At 74.4% G+C, this 16,209-nt stretch carries 14 protein-coding genes and 1 pseudogene; 1 reads left to right on the top strand and 14 read right to left on the bottom strand.

The annotated features are described in order from the left end of the window. Positions 1-146: 146 nt before the first annotated feature. Positions 147-1,553 carry a proline--tRNA ligase gene (proS, locus tag AB0I11_RS27030; protein ID WP_357326329.1) on the bottom strand — a complete coding sequence of 469 codons (1,407 nt, stop codon included), beginning with the start codon at positions 1,551-1,553 and terminating at the stop codon, positions 147-149. Positions 1,554-1,621: 68 nt separating this feature from the next. On the opposite strand from proS, the gene AB0I11_RS27025 reads away from it, so the two are divergent. Next, complete coding sequence (locus AB0I11_RS27025) at positions 1,622-2,188, top strand: hypothetical protein (RefSeq protein WP_357326326.1); 567 nt, start codon at positions 1,622-1,624, stop codon at positions 2,186-2,188. A 77-nt stretch (positions 2,189-2,265) separates the two neighbouring features. Here AB0I11_RS27025 and AB0I11_RS27020 read toward each other — a convergent pair whose 3' ends face one another. From AB0I11_RS27020 to ftsY, 13 genes and pseudogenes are all read right to left on the bottom strand, one after another. Continuing rightward, positions 2,266-3,345: an amidohydrolase family protein gene (locus AB0I11_RS27020; RefSeq protein ID WP_357326323.1), complete on the bottom strand. Its 1,080-nt coding sequence runs from the start codon at positions 3,343-3,345 to the stop codon at positions 2,266-2,268. A gap of 18 nt (positions 3,346-3,363) precedes the next feature. Further along, positions 3,364-3,816 (bottom strand): annotated as a pseudogene (locus AB0I11_RS27015) (Uma2 family endonuclease); the annotation flags it as partial. Between the two features lie 24 nt (positions 3,817-3,840). Then, a complete protein-coding gene (gene ffh, locus AB0I11_RS27010; RefSeq protein ID WP_357326320.1) occupies positions 3,841-5,397 on the bottom strand; it encodes a signal recognition particle protein in 1,557 nt (518 codons plus the stop codon). Between the two features lie 143 nt (positions 5,398-5,540). Next, the gene (locus AB0I11_RS27005) at positions 5,541-6,068 is read right to left on the bottom strand and encodes an ATP-binding protein (RefSeq protein WP_357326317.1); all 528 of its coding nucleotides are present in this window, start codon (positions 6,066-6,068) and stop codon (positions 5,541-5,543) included. Beyond that, a complete protein-coding gene (locus AB0I11_RS27000) occupies positions 6,065-6,721 on the bottom strand; it encodes a response regulator transcription factor (protein WP_357326314.1) in 657 nt (218 codons plus the stop codon). The genes AB0I11_RS27005 and AB0I11_RS27000 overlap by 4 nt, the downstream gene beginning before the upstream one ends. Continuing rightward, a complete protein-coding gene (locus tag AB0I11_RS26995) occupies positions 6,718-7,845 on the bottom strand; it encodes a sensor histidine kinase (protein ID WP_357326310.1) in 1,128 nt (375 codons plus the stop codon). The genes AB0I11_RS27000 and AB0I11_RS26995 overlap by 4 nt, the downstream gene beginning before the upstream one ends. Before the next feature lie 20 nt (positions 7,846-7,865). Continuing rightward, positions 7,866-8,687, bottom strand: a complete 822-nt coding sequence (locus AB0I11_RS26990; RefSeq protein ID WP_357326307.1) for an ABC transporter permease subunit — start codon at positions 8,685-8,687, stop codon at positions 7,866-7,868. Further along, positions 8,677-9,579, bottom strand: a complete 903-nt coding sequence (locus AB0I11_RS26985) for an ABC transporter ATP-binding protein (protein ID WP_357326304.1) — start codon at positions 9,577-9,579, stop codon at positions 8,677-8,679. The genes AB0I11_RS26990 and AB0I11_RS26985 overlap by 11 nt, the downstream gene beginning before the upstream one ends. A 146-nt stretch (positions 9,580-9,725) precedes the next feature. Then, the gene (locus AB0I11_RS26980) at positions 9,726-12,041 is read right to left on the bottom strand and encodes a [protein-PII] uridylyltransferase (protein ID WP_357326301.1); all 2,316 of its coding nucleotides are present in this window, start codon (positions 12,039-12,041) and stop codon (positions 9,726-9,728) included. A 17-nt stretch (positions 12,042-12,058) separates the two neighbouring features. Continuing rightward, positions 12,059-12,397 (bottom strand): P-II family nitrogen regulator, encoded by a 339-nt coding sequence (locus AB0I11_RS26975; protein WP_013284578.1) that lies wholly within the window; start codon positions 12,395-12,397, stop codon positions 12,059-12,061. Positions 12,398-12,422: 25 nt separating this feature from the next. After that, positions 12,423-13,784, bottom strand: a complete 1,362-nt coding sequence (locus AB0I11_RS26970) for an ammonium transporter (RefSeq protein WP_357326298.1) — start codon at positions 13,782-13,784, stop codon at positions 12,423-12,425. Between the two features lie 233 nt (positions 13,785-14,017). Further along, complete coding sequence (locus AB0I11_RS26965) at positions 14,018-14,881, bottom strand: aminoglycoside phosphotransferase family protein (RefSeq protein WP_302767745.1); 864 nt, start codon at positions 14,879-14,881, stop codon at positions 14,018-14,020. Between the two features lie 7 nt (positions 14,882-14,888). Further along, entirely contained in the window at positions 14,889-16,079 is a 1,191-nt protein-coding gene (gene ftsY, locus AB0I11_RS26960; RefSeq protein WP_357326295.1) for a signal recognition particle-docking protein FtsY, read from the bottom strand. Positions 16,080-16,209 lie beyond the last annotated feature (130 nt).

The following is a 16,209-nucleotide window of genomic DNA, read 5'->3' as shown; positions in this document are numbered from 1 at the left end:
TGAGAAGGGTGTTGATGTCTGTCGTCACAAACGGATCATCAACACCCTTCGCTGCGTCCGCAGCCCCGCCTTGAGTTAGGACTTACTCGTCTAGGGCTGTCGACCGGGGCCCCGGCCGCCCTCGCGGCGGGGCCCCTCCTTGCACCTCAGTAGGCGCGGGCCAGGACGGCGACCAGGTCCGGCTCGTCCTCCGAGTCGGGCACCGAGCCGTCGGCCCGGAGCAGGCACCGGACGGTGACGCCCTGGCCGTTCGCCTCGGCCTCACCGGCGACGCCGACCGCCGACCACGGCACCTTCGCCCAGCCGGTGGCGGCCGCCTCGATCGCCTCGGCCAGCGTCGCCACCTCCACGGTGCGGGACCGGCGGAACTCCAGCGCCTGGTCGTGCAGCGCCCGCTGGTCCGCCTCCAGCGCGGCCAGCACCGCGCCGACCACGTCGGCGACCGGCGTCGGGGCCTTCGAGCCGTCCGTACGCCGCACCACCACCGCGTTGCCGGCGGCCAGGTCACGGGGACCCACCTCGACGCGCACCGGGTAGCCGCGCAGCTCGGCGTCGACCGCGCGACGGCCGAACGCGGTGTCGGTCCGGTCGTCGAGCGCCACCCGCACCCCGGCGTCGCGCAGCGCGTCGCGCAGCTTGGCCGCCGCCTCGCTGACGCCCTCGCCGTCCTTGACGATCATCACGTACGCCTGGATCGGCGCCAGCTTCGGCGGCACCCGCAGGCCGTTGTCGTCGCCGTGGCACATGATCAGACCGCCGAGCATCCGGGTCGAGGTGCCCCAGGAGGTGGTCCAGGCCAGCTCCCGGCCGCCCTCGGCCGAGGAGTAGCTGATGTCGAACGCCTTGGCGAAGTTCTGGCCCAGCTCGTGGCTGGTGCCCAGCTGGAGCGCCTTGCCGTCGCCCATCATGCCTTCGCAGGTGTACGTGGCGGTGGCGCCGGCGAAGCGCTCGCGGGCGGTCTTCAGGCCGACCACCACCGGGATGCCGAGCACGTTGACCATCAGGTCCTCGTACGCCTCGTGCAGGATCCGGCGGGCGTAGGCCCGGGCGTCGGAGCGGGTCGCGTGCGCGGTGTGCCCCTCCTGCCAGAGGAACTCGCTGGTGCGCAGGAAGATCCGGGGGCGCAGCTCCCAGCGGACCACGTTGGCCCACTGGTTGAGCAGCAGCGGCAGGTCCCGGTACGAGTCGATCCACTTGGCCATGAACTCGCCGATCACCGTCTCGCTGGTGGGGCGCACCACCACCGGCTCGGCGAGCTGCTTGCCACCGCCGTGGGTGACCACGGCCAGCTCCGGCGAGAAGCCCTCGACGTGCTCGGCCTCGCGCTTGAGGTAGCTCTCCGGGATGAAGAGCGGGAAGTACGCGTTCTCCGCGCCGGCCGCCTTGATCCGGGTGTCCATCTCGGCCTGCATCCGCTCCCAGATGGCGTAGCCGGCCGGTCGGATGACCATGGTCCCCCGGACCGGGCCGTTGTCGGCCAGCTTCGCCTTGGCGATGAGGTCCTGGTACCAGCGGGGAAAGTCCTCCGCACGGGGAGTGAGCACGCGTGCCATGACCGCACATCCTATGCCGCCGTCTCGGGGCCCATGCGATCGGGCGCGCGTCGATAACATCTGCGCCCATGTCACGCCTCGCTGCCTTCTTCGGCCGGCCCACCCCGACCGCCCCGCTGCCGTGGCCGCCGCACTCGCCGGAGGGTCTGGTGGCCCGCTGGGTCCGCTGGGTGGCGGCGCACGACGACCGGCAGAACCGGGTGAGCGACCCGACCGGCGCGAACGCCGGCCACCACCAGCCGGCGGACGTCTGGTTCCTGGCCGGCAGCTACGGCGAGACGGTGCGCCGGCGCTGCGTTGTCCCGGCCGGGCGCCCGCTGTTCTTCCCCGCGTTCAACATGTGGCAGTGGCCGGCGCGTCCGGGCGAGCTGCCGGTGGTGTCCCGCGCCAGCGGATACGCGCTGGTCGACGGGGTGCCCGTGCCGGTGGCCACGATCGGCACGGCGACGCCGTTCGAGGTGCGCGGGGTGGCTGGCAACGGCGTGACCGACACGTCCCGACCGGAGCAGGTGAGCTGCTGGGGCCTGTGGGCAACGGTGGCGCCGCTGGCCCCGGGGCCGCACACGGTCGCCTTCGGCGGCACCGACGGCCACGGCTTCCGGGTCGACGCCCACTACGAGGTGCAGGTCGGCTGACGCCGACCCGCGGCCGTCGACCGCGGCCCGCATGGTCCGCCGGCCGGTCCGGTGCCGGCGGCGCGGGGCGGGCGGGGTCAGCGGATGACGCGGCCGCGCAGCACGACGCGGGACGGGGTACGGACGACGCGCAGGTCCCGGCGCGGGTCCTCGGGATAGACCACGAGGTCGGCCAGGCCCCCCTCGACCAGGCCGGGGAAGCCCAACCACTGCCGGGCCCGCCAGGAGGCGGCGGCGAGCACGTCCTCGGCGGACATGCCGGCCCGCTCGTGCAGCAGCAGCATCTCCTCGGCGGCCAGCCCGTGGTCGATCCCCCCGCCCGCGTCGGTGCCCACGTAGATCGGCACCCCCGCCTCGTGGGCGGCCCGGACCACCTCGGGGAAGCGGTCCCGCAGGGCGAGCATGTGGTCGGCGTACCCGGGGAACTTGGCGCGGGCCTGCTCGGCGATGCCGCCGAAGGTCTGAATGTTGATCATCGTGGGCACCAGCGCGGTGCCCTGCCGGGCCATCAGGTCGATCAGGTCGAGGCTCAACCCGGTGCCGTGCTCCACCGAGTCCACCCCGGCCCGCACCATGATCTCGACGGCCGCCTCGCTGAAGGTGTGCACCGCGGCGCGTGCCCCGGCGGCGTGCGCGGCGGCCACGGCGGCGGTCATGGTGTCCGCGTCCCAGGCCGGGGCGAGGTCGCCCACCCCCCGGTCGATCCAGTCGCCGACCAGCTTGACCCAGCCGTTGCCGGCGGCGGCCTGCGCCGTCACCGTCGCGGCCACCTCCGCCGGGCCGACCTCGATGCCGATGTCGCGCAGGTAGCGCTTGGGCGGGGCGACGTGCCGGCCGGCGCGGGCCAGGCGCGGCAGTTCCGGGTCGTCGTCGAGTTCCGGGTACGGGTACGGCGAGCCGGCGTCGCGGACGGCCAGCACCCCGGCGTCCCGGTCGATCCGGGCCAGCTCGCGGGCCTGGTCGAGCGAGGTGATCGGGGCGCCGCCACGCGCGATGCCGAGGTGGCAGTGCGCGTCGGTCAGGCCGGGCAGCACGAACCCGCCGTCGGCCACCGTCTCGGCGCCGGGCACCGGTTCGAAGGTGACCCGGTCGCCGACCAGCCAGACATCCCGGACCTCGTCGTCGGGCAGGAGCACACCGCGCACATGCAGAGCCATGTGCACAGTCCTACCCGATCAGTCCTCCTCGCCGGCGAGCAGGTCGTTGCGGCGCGCCGTCAGCGCCGGCAGGTCGACCGGGACCTTCCAGGGCCGCTCGGTGACGAACAGGTCCTCGGTGTGGGCCAGTTGCTCGTACTCGCGGGCGGTGCCGCCGAGCGTGTACTCGGTGAGCGCGATCCGCTCGTGCTGCGGGTCCACCACCCAGTAGGAGCGGACCCCGGCGTGCGCGTAGACCTTCGCCTTGTCGTACAGGTCGCGGAAGTGCGACGTCGGCGACACGACCTCCACCGCGAGCAGCGCGTCCTCGATCGGGACGGGGGACCGGCCGGCGTGCTTGCGCCGGATCACCACCACGTCCGGACGCGGCTCGTTGCGACGGTCGACCCGCATGGACAGGTCGATGCTCACCAGGAACTCCGGCGGGCAGTTGGTGCGCAGCGCGAGCAGCAGCTCGACACACAGTTCCTGGTGCCACCCACCGTCACCGCCACGTCAGCGGGGGCCCTTGTCGCCGCCCTTGCCCAGCTTGTTGAAGTCGATCTTCGGGAGCTTGAAGCCCGGCGGGAGGCCCTGGCCGCCGGCCAGGTCGCCCGGGTCCAGGCCCGGCGGGAGCTGCGGCATGCCACCCGGGAAGCCGCCCGGCATCCCGCCGGCGCCCACCCGGGGCCGGCCGCCGCCCTTGGTGCCCTTGCGCTTGTTCTTCGGCGACTTGGTCGCCTTGCGCCGGCCACCGCCGGGCAGGCCCATCATGCCGCCCATCTGCTTCATCATCTTCTGCGCGTCGGCGAAGCGGTTGAGCAGCTGGTTGACGTCCATCACGGTGACCCCGGAGCCGTTGGCGATGCGGGCCCGGCGGGAGCCGTTGATGATCTTCGGGTTGGTGCGCTCGGTCGGGGTCATCGACCGGATGATCGCGGTCACCCGGTCGAAGTGCTTGTCGTCCAGCTCGGCGAGCTGGTCCTTCATCTGCCCCATGCCCGGCATCATGGCCAGCACGTTGGCGATCGGGCCCATCCGCCGCACGGCGATGAGCTGGTCGAGGAAGTCCTCCAGGGTGAAGGTCTCGCCGCCGACCAGCTTGGCGGTCATCTTCTCCTTCTGATCGGCGTCGAAGGCCGCCTCGGCCTGCTCGATCAGCGTGAGGACGTCGCCCATGCCGAGGATCCGGCTGGCCATCCGGTCGGGGTGGAAGACGTCGAAGTCCTCCAGCTTCTCGCCGGTGGAGGCGAAGAGGATCGGCTGACCGGTGACCTCGCGGACCGACAGCGCGGCACCACCGCGGGCGTCGCCGTCGAGCTTGGCGAGGACCACGCCGGTGATGCCGACGCCGTCGCGGAACGCCTCGGCGGTGCGGACCGCGTCCTGACCGACCATCGCGTCGATGACGAAGATGACCTCGTCGGGCTGGACCGCGTCGCGGATGTTCGCGGCCTGCTGCATCATCTCGGCGTCGATGCCCAGCCGGCCGGCGGTGTCGACGATGACGATGTCCCGGGCGGCCCGCCGGGCGTGCTCGATCGAGTCGCGGGCGACCTGCACCGGGTCGCCGACGCCGTTGCCGGGCTCCGGGGCGTACACCTCGACGCCGGCCCGGCCACCGAGCACCTGGAGCTGCCCGACGGCGTTGGGGCGCTGGAGGTCGGCGGCGACCAGCAGCGGCTGGTGGCCCTGGGCCTTGAGCCAGCGGGCCAGCTTGCCGGCCAGGGTGGTCTTACCGGAACCCTGGAGACCGGCCAGCATGATCACGGTCGGCGGGTTCTTGGCGAACTGGAGCCGCCGCCCCTCGCCACCGAGGACGTTGATCAGCTCCTCGTTGACGATCTTGACGATCTGCTGGGCCGGGTTGAGCGCCTCGGAGACCTCGGCGCTGCGCGCCCGCTCCTTGACGTTCGCGATGAAGCCCTTGACCACCGGCAGGGCGACGTCGGCCTCCAGCAGCGCCAAGCGGATCTCGCGCGCGGTGGCGTCGATGTCGGCGTCGGTCAGCCGGCCCTTGCCGCGGAGCTTGGTGAAGATGCCGGAGAGGCGGTCACTCAAGGTGTCAAACACGCGAACATCCCGTTTGTCGTTTTCGGCGGGCACACGGAGCGGCCGGGCACGAGGTCCAGCCACCGCTAGGGTAGCCCGCCGCCCGCACCCGCGCTCCGGGCCGGCCGGCCCCCGCCCCCAGCCGCTCGGCCGCCGCGGCGGGGTCAGGGGACACGGGTGAGCGAGGCGACGATCTCGGCGGCCACCGCCGCCGGGCCGCGACCGTGGTTGTCGACCTCGACGGTGTCGGACTCCCGGTCGGCGAGACCGCTCAGCTCGGCCAGCGCGCGTGCCACGTGCCGGTGCCGCCAGTCGCGCGCGCCGGCCTCCCGATCGTCCCCGTCGATCCGGGCCCGGAGCACCGGCTCGGGCACCCGCAGCACGACCTGGCGTACCGGCGTACCGCGCCGCCGCAGGCCGCCGAGGATCTCGCTGCGGTAGTCGGCCCGCAGCAGCGTCATCGGCACAACCACCGGCCGGCCGCCCCGGGCCGCCAGCCCGGCGAGCCGGACCGTCCAGCGCCGCCAGGCGGCCAGGTCCTGGTAGTCCCCGCCGGGCACCGGACGGGCACGGCGCAGCGCGTACCCCAGCCACTCCGGGTCGAAGCGGCGGGCGGCGGGCAGCGCCCGGCACAGCTCCCGGGCCACCGTGGTCTTGCCGGCCCCGAACGCGCCGTTCAGCCAGACGATCACGAGGCGACCAGCCCCGACTGGTACGCGAAGACCACCAGTTGCGCCCGGTCCCGGGCGCCCAGCTTGACCATGGCCCGGCTGACGTGGGTACGCGCCGTGGCCGGGCTGACCACCAGCCGCTCGGCGATCTCGACGTTGCTCAGCCCCTCGCCGACCAGCCCGACCACCTCCCGTTCCCGGTCGGTGAGGGCACCGAGCCGGGGGTGCGGCCGGGGTACCCGGGCCGGCCGGTTGGCGAACTCCCGGACCACCCGCCGGGTCACCGACGGGGAGAGCAGCGCCTCCCCCTCGGCGACCAGCCGGACCGCCCGGAGCAGGTCCGCCGGGGCGGTGTCCTTGGTGAGGAAGCCGCTGGCGCCGTGCCGCAGCGCGTCGAAGACGTACTCGTCCAGCTCGAAGGTGGTGAGCACGACCACCCGGGTGCCGGTCAGGTCCGGGTCGGCGACGATCCGCCGGGTCGCCTCGATGCCGTCCACGCCCGGCATCCGGACGTCCATCAGCACCACGTCGGGCCGTTCCCGGCGGGCCAGTTCGACCGCGGCGAGCCCGTCGGCCGCCTCTCCCGCCACCGCGAGGTCGTCCTCGCTCTCCAGCAGGGCGCGCAGCCCGATCCGGACCAGGTCCTGGTCGTCGGCGATCAGCACCCGGATCATCGAACCTCCTCCACGGGCAGGGTGGCGTGCACCCGGAAACCCCCGGCCGGCGCCGGCCCGGCGGTGAACGACCCGCCCAGCGCGGTGACCCGCTCCCGCATGCCGGCCAGGCCGTAGCCGCCCGGCCGGGGCGGACCGGCGGCCGCGCCGCGCCCGGTGTCGGTGACCTCGACGGCCACCTCGGCGGGAGCGTAGCGGAGCCGGACGGCGGCGGTGGCCGGGCCGGCGTGCCGCAGCACGTTGGTCAGCGCCTCCTGCACCACCCGGTACGCGGCCAGGTCCACCGCCACCGGCAGCGGCCGCGGCTCCCCCTCGACCTCGACGCTCACCGGCACCCCGGCGCCGGCCAGCCGCTCCCGCAGCTGTGGCAGCTGGGCCAGGCCCGGCGCCGGGGACCGCTCGTCGGCCGCCTCGTCGCGCCGGACCACGGTCAGGGTGACCCGCAGCTCGTCGAGCGCCTCCTTGCTGGTGCGGCTGATCGCGATCAGCGCCGCCTCGGCCTGCTCGGGCTTGCGGCCCAGCAGGTGCAGCGCGATCTCGGCCTGCAGGTGGATCGCGGCCAGGCCGTGCCCCACCACGTCATGCACCTCCCGGGCGACCCGCAGCCGCTCGGCGTCGGCGAGCCGGCGCGCCTCGTCCACCCGGTCGCGGGCCGTGCTCTCCCGGATCAGCCGCACCGTCGTCCCCACCGCGAACGGCACCGCCACCCACGCCACGGCGGGCATCAGGCCGAGCAGGCCCGGCGGCCGGACACCGACGAAGACGTGCACCAGCAGCACGGCCAGGGCGACGCCGCAGGCCACCGCCGCCGCCCGGGCCGGCCGGTACGCCACGACGGTGTAGACCGCCACGACGAACGAGAGCAGGATCGGGCCGTACGGGTAGCCGAAGATCAGGTACGCCGTGGTCGCCGCGGTGACCGCGGCCAGCGTGACCAGCGGCCAGCGCCGGCGTACGCCCAGCGCCAGCGCGGCCACCACGACCAGCGGATAGGTCGCCCGGCCGGTGTCCACTCCCTCGTTGGCGCCGGCCGGCCCGGTGCCGACCAGCCCGATCGCGAGCAGGGCCAGGGTGAGGGCGGCGTCGAAGGCGACCCCGCGCCACCCGAACCGGTCCCGGTCCACGCCGTCCCTCCTCCCTGGCCTCAGCCGATGTCCCGGCGGCGCAACAGCGCCCCGCCGACCGCCGCGAACGCGATCAGGTACGCCGCGACCACGAGCGCCGCCTGCCCGCCGCCGACGGTCGCCGCGACGCCGGGGGTGTCCCCGGGCGCGCCGAGCGCCGCGGCCAGCGCCCCGGCGTTCGGGCCGGGCAGCCCTTTCTGCGCCTGCGCCACCCAGTCGAGCAGCGGCGCGGCGATCGCGGAGAGCAGATTCTGCACCGCGAGCAGCCACACCAGTCCCAGCCCGACCGGCAGCGCGACCGCGCGCAGCGCGACGGCGAGCACGGCACCGAGCATGGCCCACATGGTCGCGATGAGCCAGCCCGCGCCGAGTCCGGTGAGCAGTTCACCGACCGTGGGCCAGTGCAGCGGTTGCGCCTCGGCGGAGGCGATGGCGAGGCTGGCCCCGGCCCCGACCGCGAACACGGCGAGCACCACGGCGAGCGCCGCGGCGGAGAGCGCGAGCAGCTTGCCGGCGTACACCTCCAGCCGGGTGGGGCCTTGGGACAGCACGGTCTTCCAGGTGCCCCAGCCGTACTCGCCGCCGACGGTGAGCACGCCGAGGATCAGCAGGATCGCGCCGAGGAAGACGGGCAGCCCGCCGAGCGAGTTCCCGACCAGGTGGTCGGGGAGCAGCGCGGGCAGGCTCCGGTCCGTGTTCGGGCCGTCGGTGCCACCGGCGATGCTGGCGTACGGGAACAGGTAGGTGAAGATCAACGAGAGCGCCAGCGTGATGGCCAGCAGCAGCCAGTTGGCCGGCCGGCGGACCAGCTTGACCAGCTCGGCGCGGAAGCTACCCGACATCGGCCGTTCCCTTCTCGATGAGGTCGAAGAAGACCTGCTCCAGATCGCGTTCCCGGGGACGCAGCTCGCGTACCGCCAGCCCGGCGCCGACCAGCTCGGTGTTGAGCCAGGCCGCCCGGTCCGGCTCGACCGACAGCTCCAGCCCGCCGTCCACCACCCGGACCCGGTCGGCCCCGACCAGCGAGCGGAGCCGGGCGGCCGCCTCGTCCAGCGGGTCGGCGAGCACCCGCAGCCCCGCCGCGCCGCGCAGCTCGGCGACGGTGCCCTCGGCGATCAGCCGGCCCTGGGAGATCACCCCGACCCGGTCGCAGACCTGCTCGACCTCGCCGAGCAGGTGGCTGGAGACGAGCACGGTGCATCCGCTCGCCCCGAGCCGGCGGAGCAGCCGGCGCATGTCCGCCATGCCGGCCGGGTCGAGGCCGTTGGTCGGCTCGTCGAGGATCAGCAGGCGCGGATCCTTGAGCAGCGCCGCGGCGACGCCGAGGCGCTGCTTCATGCCCAACGAGTAGCCGGCGTACCGGTCGCCGGCGCGGTCGGTGAGGTCGACCAGGTCGAGCACGAGCGCCACCCGGTCGGCGCCGACCCCGGCGTACCGGGCCAGCACGCCGAGGTTGTCCCGCCCGGAGAGGTACGGGTAGAAGGCCGGCCCCTCGATCAGCGCCCCGACGCCGGTGAGCCGACCGGCGCCGGGCGACCGGCCGAGCAGCCGGACCGTGCCGGCGCTGGGCCGGACCAGTCCGAGCAGCATCCGCAGGGTGGTGGTCTTACCGGCGCCGTTGGGGCCGAGGAAGCCGTACACCTCGCCGGCCCGGACGGTGAGGTCGAGGTCCCGCACGGCGGTCAGGCCGCCGTACCGTTTCGTGAGCCCTTCGGTCTGCACTGGCAGGTTCATGCCCCGAGCCTGCCGCCGCGCGGCCGCCGGCACGTCGCCCCGGCGACGACTCCGCCGCTACGTCACCGGGCGTAGGCCGGCCCGGGGTCGGGCCGCGCCAAGCAGGCGTCGCCGGCCGACCGGAGGCGTCGGCAGGGGCGTCCTCCTCAGACCACGGCCAGCACGGCCGCCTCGATGCGGGCGCGGTCGGCGTCGGCCGGCCAGCCGCCGACCAGGTAGAAGGCGTCCACCACGTCGCCGCCGAGGGTGGAGATCCGGGCCGCCCGGACCTGCGCGCCGGCCTCGTCGAGGGCGCAGGTGACCCGGTAGAGCAGCCCGGCCGCGTCGGCGGCGCGCAGCTCCAGCAGGACGGCGTCGGTGGCCGCCTCGCGGTGCCAGACCACCCGGGGTGCGGCGCCCTGCCCCCGCCCGGCCAGGGCCCGGCCGCGCAGCCGCTGGATGACCGAGACGTCCCCGCTGACCGCCCGGCGCAGGTCGGCGCTGAGCGCGATCGGGTTGGGCGCCAGGCCGTAGCGGGGCTGCACCCGGCACTGCACCAGGGCCCGGCCGCCGACCGTGGCGGCGTCCGCGGAGATCACCTCCAGCCGGTGCAGGGCCAGGCAGCCGGCCACCGTCGCGAGCAGGCCGCGCCGGTCCGCCGCGGCCACCGACACCCGGTCCTCCCCCAGGTGTACGACCGGCAGCGGCCCGGCGACCAGGGCCGGGTCGGGGTCCGGCGGCGCGGGCACCTCCCCGGTGTCCAGGGCGGTACGCACCCGGGCCACCAGTTCGGCGACGAGCCGGCCCTTCCAGTCCGACCAGGCGGCCGGCCCGGTGGCGGCGGCGTCGGCCCGGGTCAGCGCGTGCAGCAGGTCCAGCGTGCTGGAGTCGCCGACCCGCTCGGCGACCCCGGCGACGGTCTTCGGGTCGGACAGGTCCCGCCGGGTGGCCACGTCCGGCAGCAGCAGGTGCAGCCGGACCAGCTTCGCGATCAGCGCCGCCTCGCCGGCCGGGAGCCCGATCCGGGTGGCCACCGCCTCGGCCAGCGGCGCGCCGACGGTGCTGTGGTCGGCGGGGGCCCCGTCGGCCTCCCCGGCCGGCACGCCCTTGCCGATGTCGTGCAGGAACGCGCCGAGCAGCAGCAGGTCCGGCCGGTCCACCTCGCGGGTGTGCCGGCTCGCCTCGTACGCGGTCTGCACCAGGTGCCGGTCCAGGGTGAACCGGTGCACCGGGTTGTGCTGGGGCAGGCTGCGCAGCCGGGTCCACTCGGGCAGCCAGCCGTCGATCAGCCCATACCGGTCGCAGGTCTCCCAGGCGGGCACCAGGCCGGCGCCGGCACCGAGCAGGGTGATCAGCGCGGCGCGGGCGGCCGGCGGCCAGGGCGCGGGCAGCGGCGGGCAGTACGCGGCCAGCCACTCGCAGGTGGCCCGGGCGATGGGCAGCCGGGTGCTGGCCGCCGCGGCGGCGACCCGCAGCGACAGGCTGGGGTCCGGGCGCGCGCCGATGGCGGTGCGGGCGAGCACCAGCTCACCGTCGTGTTCGACGACGTCCCGGGCGACCGGTCGGCGTACCGCCCGGCCCGGGGCGCCGCGGTGGCGGCCGGAGCGGAGCCGGTCGGCGGCCCGCCAGGCGTCGTCGAGCGCGTGGCTGACGGTCCGGGCGTCGCCGGCGACGCGGCGCAGCAGCGCGTCGCCGTCGCCGAGGTCGCCGCTGGCGGCGGAGGCGCGCAGGCCGAGCAGCGCGGCCACCCCGTCGCGTTCCTGGGCGACCAGCCGGTCGACCCGGCGGCCGGCCTGCTGGTGCAGCGCGTCGCGGGTGTCCAGCAGCCGCCGGTGGGCGGCGTGCACGGCGGGGCGCAGCGCGTCGGTGACGCCGGCGGTGGCGATGGCCCGCAGGATCCCGACGTCGCGCAGCCCGCCGGCGGCCTCCTTGAGGTCGCCCTCCAGGAGGAAGGCCAGTTCGCCGTGGCTCTCCCAGCGGACCGCGGTGATCTCCCGCAGCCGTGGCAGTTGCCGTACGGCGGTGCGCCGCCAGTGGTCGGCGGCGGTGTGGATGAGCTGGTCGGCCAGGGCCGGGTCGCCGGCCAGGTGGCGGGCGTCGAGGAGGCCGAGGGCCACCTTGACGTCGTCCTGGGCGACCGACAGCGCCTCGGCGACGGTCCGCACCGAGTGGTCCAGCCGCAGCCCGGCGTCCCAGATCGGATACCAGAGCGAGGCGGCCAGCTCGTCGGTGCCGGGCACCCCGGCGTGCAGCAGCACCAGGTCGAGGTCGCCGTAGGGGGCGCACTGCCGGCGCCCGAGCCCGCCGACGGCGACCAGGGCGATCCCGGGCCGGTCCGGGAAGAACGCGCGCAGCCAGGCGTCCAGGGCGTCGGCCCGCCGGGCCCGGGCGCCGGCGCCGATCCCCCCGGGAACGCCGGCGACCTCGTTGACCACGGGGTCGCCGGCCCCGGTGGGGTCGGTGGCCGTGGTCAACGAGGTCACGTCGGCTGGTCCGGCTCTCAGAGGGCGTCGAGGCCGCGCTCGCCGGTACGCACCCGGACGACCTCCTCGACCCCGGTCACCCAGACCTTGCCGTCGCCGATCTTGCCGGTCCGGGCGGCGCCCACGATGGCGTCGACGATCTTGTCGACGTCCATCTCGTCGGTGAGCACCTCGACCCGGATCTTGGGCAGGAACTCGACCGTGTACTCGGCACCCCGGTAGACCTCGGTGTGCCCCTTCTGTCGGCCGTAGCCCTGGACCTCGCTGACGGTCAGGCCGGCCACGCCGAGGGCGTGCAGGGCCTCCTTCACCGCGTCCAGCTGGTACGGCTTGATGACCGCGGTCACCAGCTTCATGTCCAACCCCTCCATCCCAGGAACGTTAACCGGCGACCTTCTCGCTGACCGGCTCGGCGGGCTCGTCCGCCTCGGTGCTGGCCGGCGCGGCCGGCTTGGTGCCGCCCAGCCCGGCCATCGCGAACGCGCCGCCGGCGCTGCTGCCCGTGGTGGGCGACAGGTCGTACGCGCTCTCCGCGTGCTCGGCCACGTCGATGCCCTCGATCTCCGCCTCGGGGGCGATCCGGAACCCGATCGTCTTGTCGATCACGAAGCCGAGCGCGTACGCGATCACGAAGGAGTAGACCGTCACGATCAGCGCGCCCAACGCCTGCTTGCCGAGGAGCGTGGCGTCGCCGCCGACCAGCAGGCCGTCGCTGGCCACCAGCGAGCTGACCGAGGCGGTGCCGAACAGGCCGATCCAGAGGCAGCCGATCCAGCCGCCGACGAAGTGCACGCCGACCACGTCCAGCGAGTCGTCGTAGCCGAGCCGGTACTTCAGGCCGACCGCCAGGGCGCAGACCGCGCCGGCGACGAGACCCAGCAGCACCGCCGCGGCGGGGGTGATGAACGCGCACGCCGGGGTGATCGCGACCAGCCCGGCCACGGCGCCGGAGGAGGCGCCCACCAGCGTCGGCCGGCCGTCGCGCAGCCACTCCACCACGATCCAGCCGAGCAGCGCGGCGGCGGTGGCGACCTGGGTGTTGACGAAGGCCAGCGCGGTGACCCCGTCGGCGGTCAGCTCGGAGCCGGCGTTGAAGCCGAACCAGCCGAACCAGAGCAGCCCGGCGCCGAGCGCGACCAGCGGGACGTTGTGCGGCTTGGCGCTCTCCCGGGGCCAGCCGACCCGCTTGCCGAGCACCAGCACCAGGGCCAGCGCGGCCGCACCGGCGTTGATGTGCACCGCGGTGCCACCGGCGAAGTCCAGCGCGCCGATGTCGCCGCCGATCAGGCCGCCGCCCCAGACCATGTGCGCGACCGGGAAGTAGACCAGGGTGGCCCAGCCGAACGCGAACAGCAGCCAGCCGGCGAACTTCGTCCGGTCGGAGAGGGCGCCGCTGATCAGGGCCACGGTGATGACCGCGAACATCATCTGGAAGGCGATGAAGACGTAGAGCGGGATACCGGTCTCGCCCCACAGGTCGCTCTCGCCGACGAACGTCTTGGTGCCGAGGTACTGGCCCAGGTCACCGATGAACTTGCCGCCCTCGCCGAAGGCGACGGTGAAGCCGTAGAAAAGCCACAGGATGCTGACGAGCCCGATGGACGAGAAGCTCATCATCATCATGTTCAGGGCGCCCTTGGACCGGTTCAGTCCGCCGTAGAACAGCGCGAGGCCGGGCGTCATGAGCAGTACGAGCGCAGTCGAAACAAGCAGCCAGGCAGTGTTCCCGGTATCGATCTCCACGCTGCCTCCTCTCGGTGTCGGAATTCCTCCCTCCGACTGAGTCCTGGCAGCATCGCCCGTCAGCCGGTTGCGCGGAAGCTTTGTCGGCGGCTGTTTCCTGCACCGACACCGCTCGATTTCCGACGCGTGACGGGTTGTTTCCGGCGTGTGAAGAACGTCGATCATGCCCGGCGCCGACGGACGCGGTGGCCGCCTCCGCCCCGGAGGCGGCCACCGGCGTGACCCGGGGGCGCTCAGCGCAGCGCGTACTCCAGGGCGTTGCGCTCGTAGTCGAGCAGTCGCAGGTCGCGCATCGGCCGGCGCAGGTGGCCCTTGTGCACGATCCGGACGAAGGCCGGCTCACCGGCCGCGGCCATCCGCCGGATCCCCTCGACGTGGTCGACGATGCGCTTGCGGATGGTCCGGATCAGCCGGTGCCGGTCGCGCGGGATCAGCCCGTACGCGTCGGCGAAGAGCCGCAGCCGGCGCGGCCGGTCCGGGTGCTTCCAGCCGAGCGTGATGGAGTCCCGGTCGGAGAAGATCGGCACCCAGGTCCAGGCCGCGTACGCCACGTCGTAGATCCGGGCGCCGGGCGAGGCCAGGTCGAAGTCGATCAGGCCGAGCGTGCCGTCCGGCCGCCAGATCACGTTGTGCGGGGCGGCGTCGTGGTGGCAGATCACCTCGGTGTCCGGCGGGGGCGGGCCGAACGAGCGCCACACCGCGCCGGGCGGCGGGGTGAAGCCGTACTGGGCGTCGTGGAACATCCGCAGCATGGTCGCCACGGTGACCAGGGCCTCGTCGGTGACCCAGTGCGGGGCCAACGGGTACTCCCCGCACTCCCCCTCCAGGTACGACAGGACCTCCCGGTTCCGCTCGTCCATGCCGAGCGCGCGGGGGGCGCCGGTGAAGCCCACGTACTCCAGGTGGCGCAGCAGGGCGTGCACGGAGGGCGTCCAGGGGCCGGCGTTGCGCCGGACCGTGTCGCCCACCCGGACCACGGTGCTCACGTTCCCGCCGTGCAGCGGGATCTCCTGCGAAGTCACGTACGGTCTCCCGAGGCGCGGCGACGGGTGGCTGGGGTCGCGCCACCCCGCGTAGGCGCGATCGTCAGTCGTCACGTCGAGGCTACGCGTCCCGGGCGAGCGGCTCGGTGCCGAGCAGCGCGTCGACGAACTGCGCGGGGTCGAACGGGGCCAGGTCGTCCGGGCCCTCGCCGAGGCCGACCAGCTTGACCGGGATGCCGAGCTTGCGCTGCACGGCGATCACGATGCCGCCCTTGGCGGTCCCGTCGAGCTTGGTCAGCACCACGCCGGTCACGTTGACCACCTCGGTGAAGACCCGGGCCTGTTCCAGGCCGTTCTGGCCGGTGGTGGCGTCGAGCACGAGCAGGGTCTCGTCGATCGGGCCGTGCTTCTCCACCACCCGCTTGACCTTGCCGAGCTCGTCCATCAGGCCGATCTTGTTCTGCAGCCGACCGGCGGTGTCGACGAGCACGGTGTCGACCCCGGTGTCGATGCCCCGCTTGACCGCGTCGAAGGCGACGCTGGCCGGGTCGGCGGCCTCCGGGCCGCGGACGGTCTCCGCGCCGACCCGGCCGCCCCAGGTCTCCAGCTGGTCGGCGGCGGCGGCCCGGAAGGTGTCGGCGGCGCCGAGCAGCACGGTCCGGCCGTCGGCGATGAGCACCCGGGCGATCTTGCCGCAGGTGGTGGTCTTGCCGGCGCCGTTGACCCCGACGACCAGCACGACCGCCGGCACGCCCTCCTTCGGGGCGGTCCGCAGCGACCGGTCCAGGGTGGGGTCGAGGGCGTTGACCAGCTCGGCGGCGAGCAGGGCGCGCAGCTCGCCGCCGGACCGGGTGCCGAGCACCCGGGTCCGCTCGCGGAGCCGGTCGACGATCTCCCGGGTCGAGTCGATGCCGACGTCCGCGGTGATCAGGCTGTCCTCGATCTCCTCCCAGGTGTCCTCGTCCAGGTGGTCGCGGCTGAGCAGGCCGAGCAGGCCCTTGCCGAAGACGCTCTGCGAGCGGGACAGCCGGGAGCGCAGCCGGACCAGCCGGCCGGCGGTGGGCTCGGGGACCTCGATGGTGGGCGGCGGCGCCTCGACCACCGGCGGCGGCTCGACCAGCACTCCGGTGGCGAGGTCCGACTCCGGGGCCGTCACCGGCGGACCGGCCAGGTCCTCCTCGGCCCGGGTGTCGACCTCCGTCCTCGGCAGCGGCGGCTCCGGGCGCCGGCGCAGCCGGGGCACCACGAGGCTGAGGCCACCGACGATCAGCGCCACGAGCAGGGCGAGGGCGACGAGGAGGTATTCCGTCATGCCCGAAATCCTGTCAGATGCCGGCGACGGCGTCCCAATCACCGCCGCCGTACGCGAGGGAGCTGCGGGTACGCTCGCCGCTGGAAGGCGTACCGCAACCGCCGGCCGGGTAGGGAAAGGTTCAAACGAT

The sequence above is a fragment of the Micromonospora sp. NPDC050495 genome (assembly GCF_040655175.1).
GTDB lineage: Bacteria > Actinomycetota > Actinomycetes > Mycobacteriales > Micromonosporaceae > Micromonospora.
The sequence above is the reverse complement of the archived record's forward strand: the minus strand, read 5'-3'. Positions and strand labels throughout refer to the sequence as shown.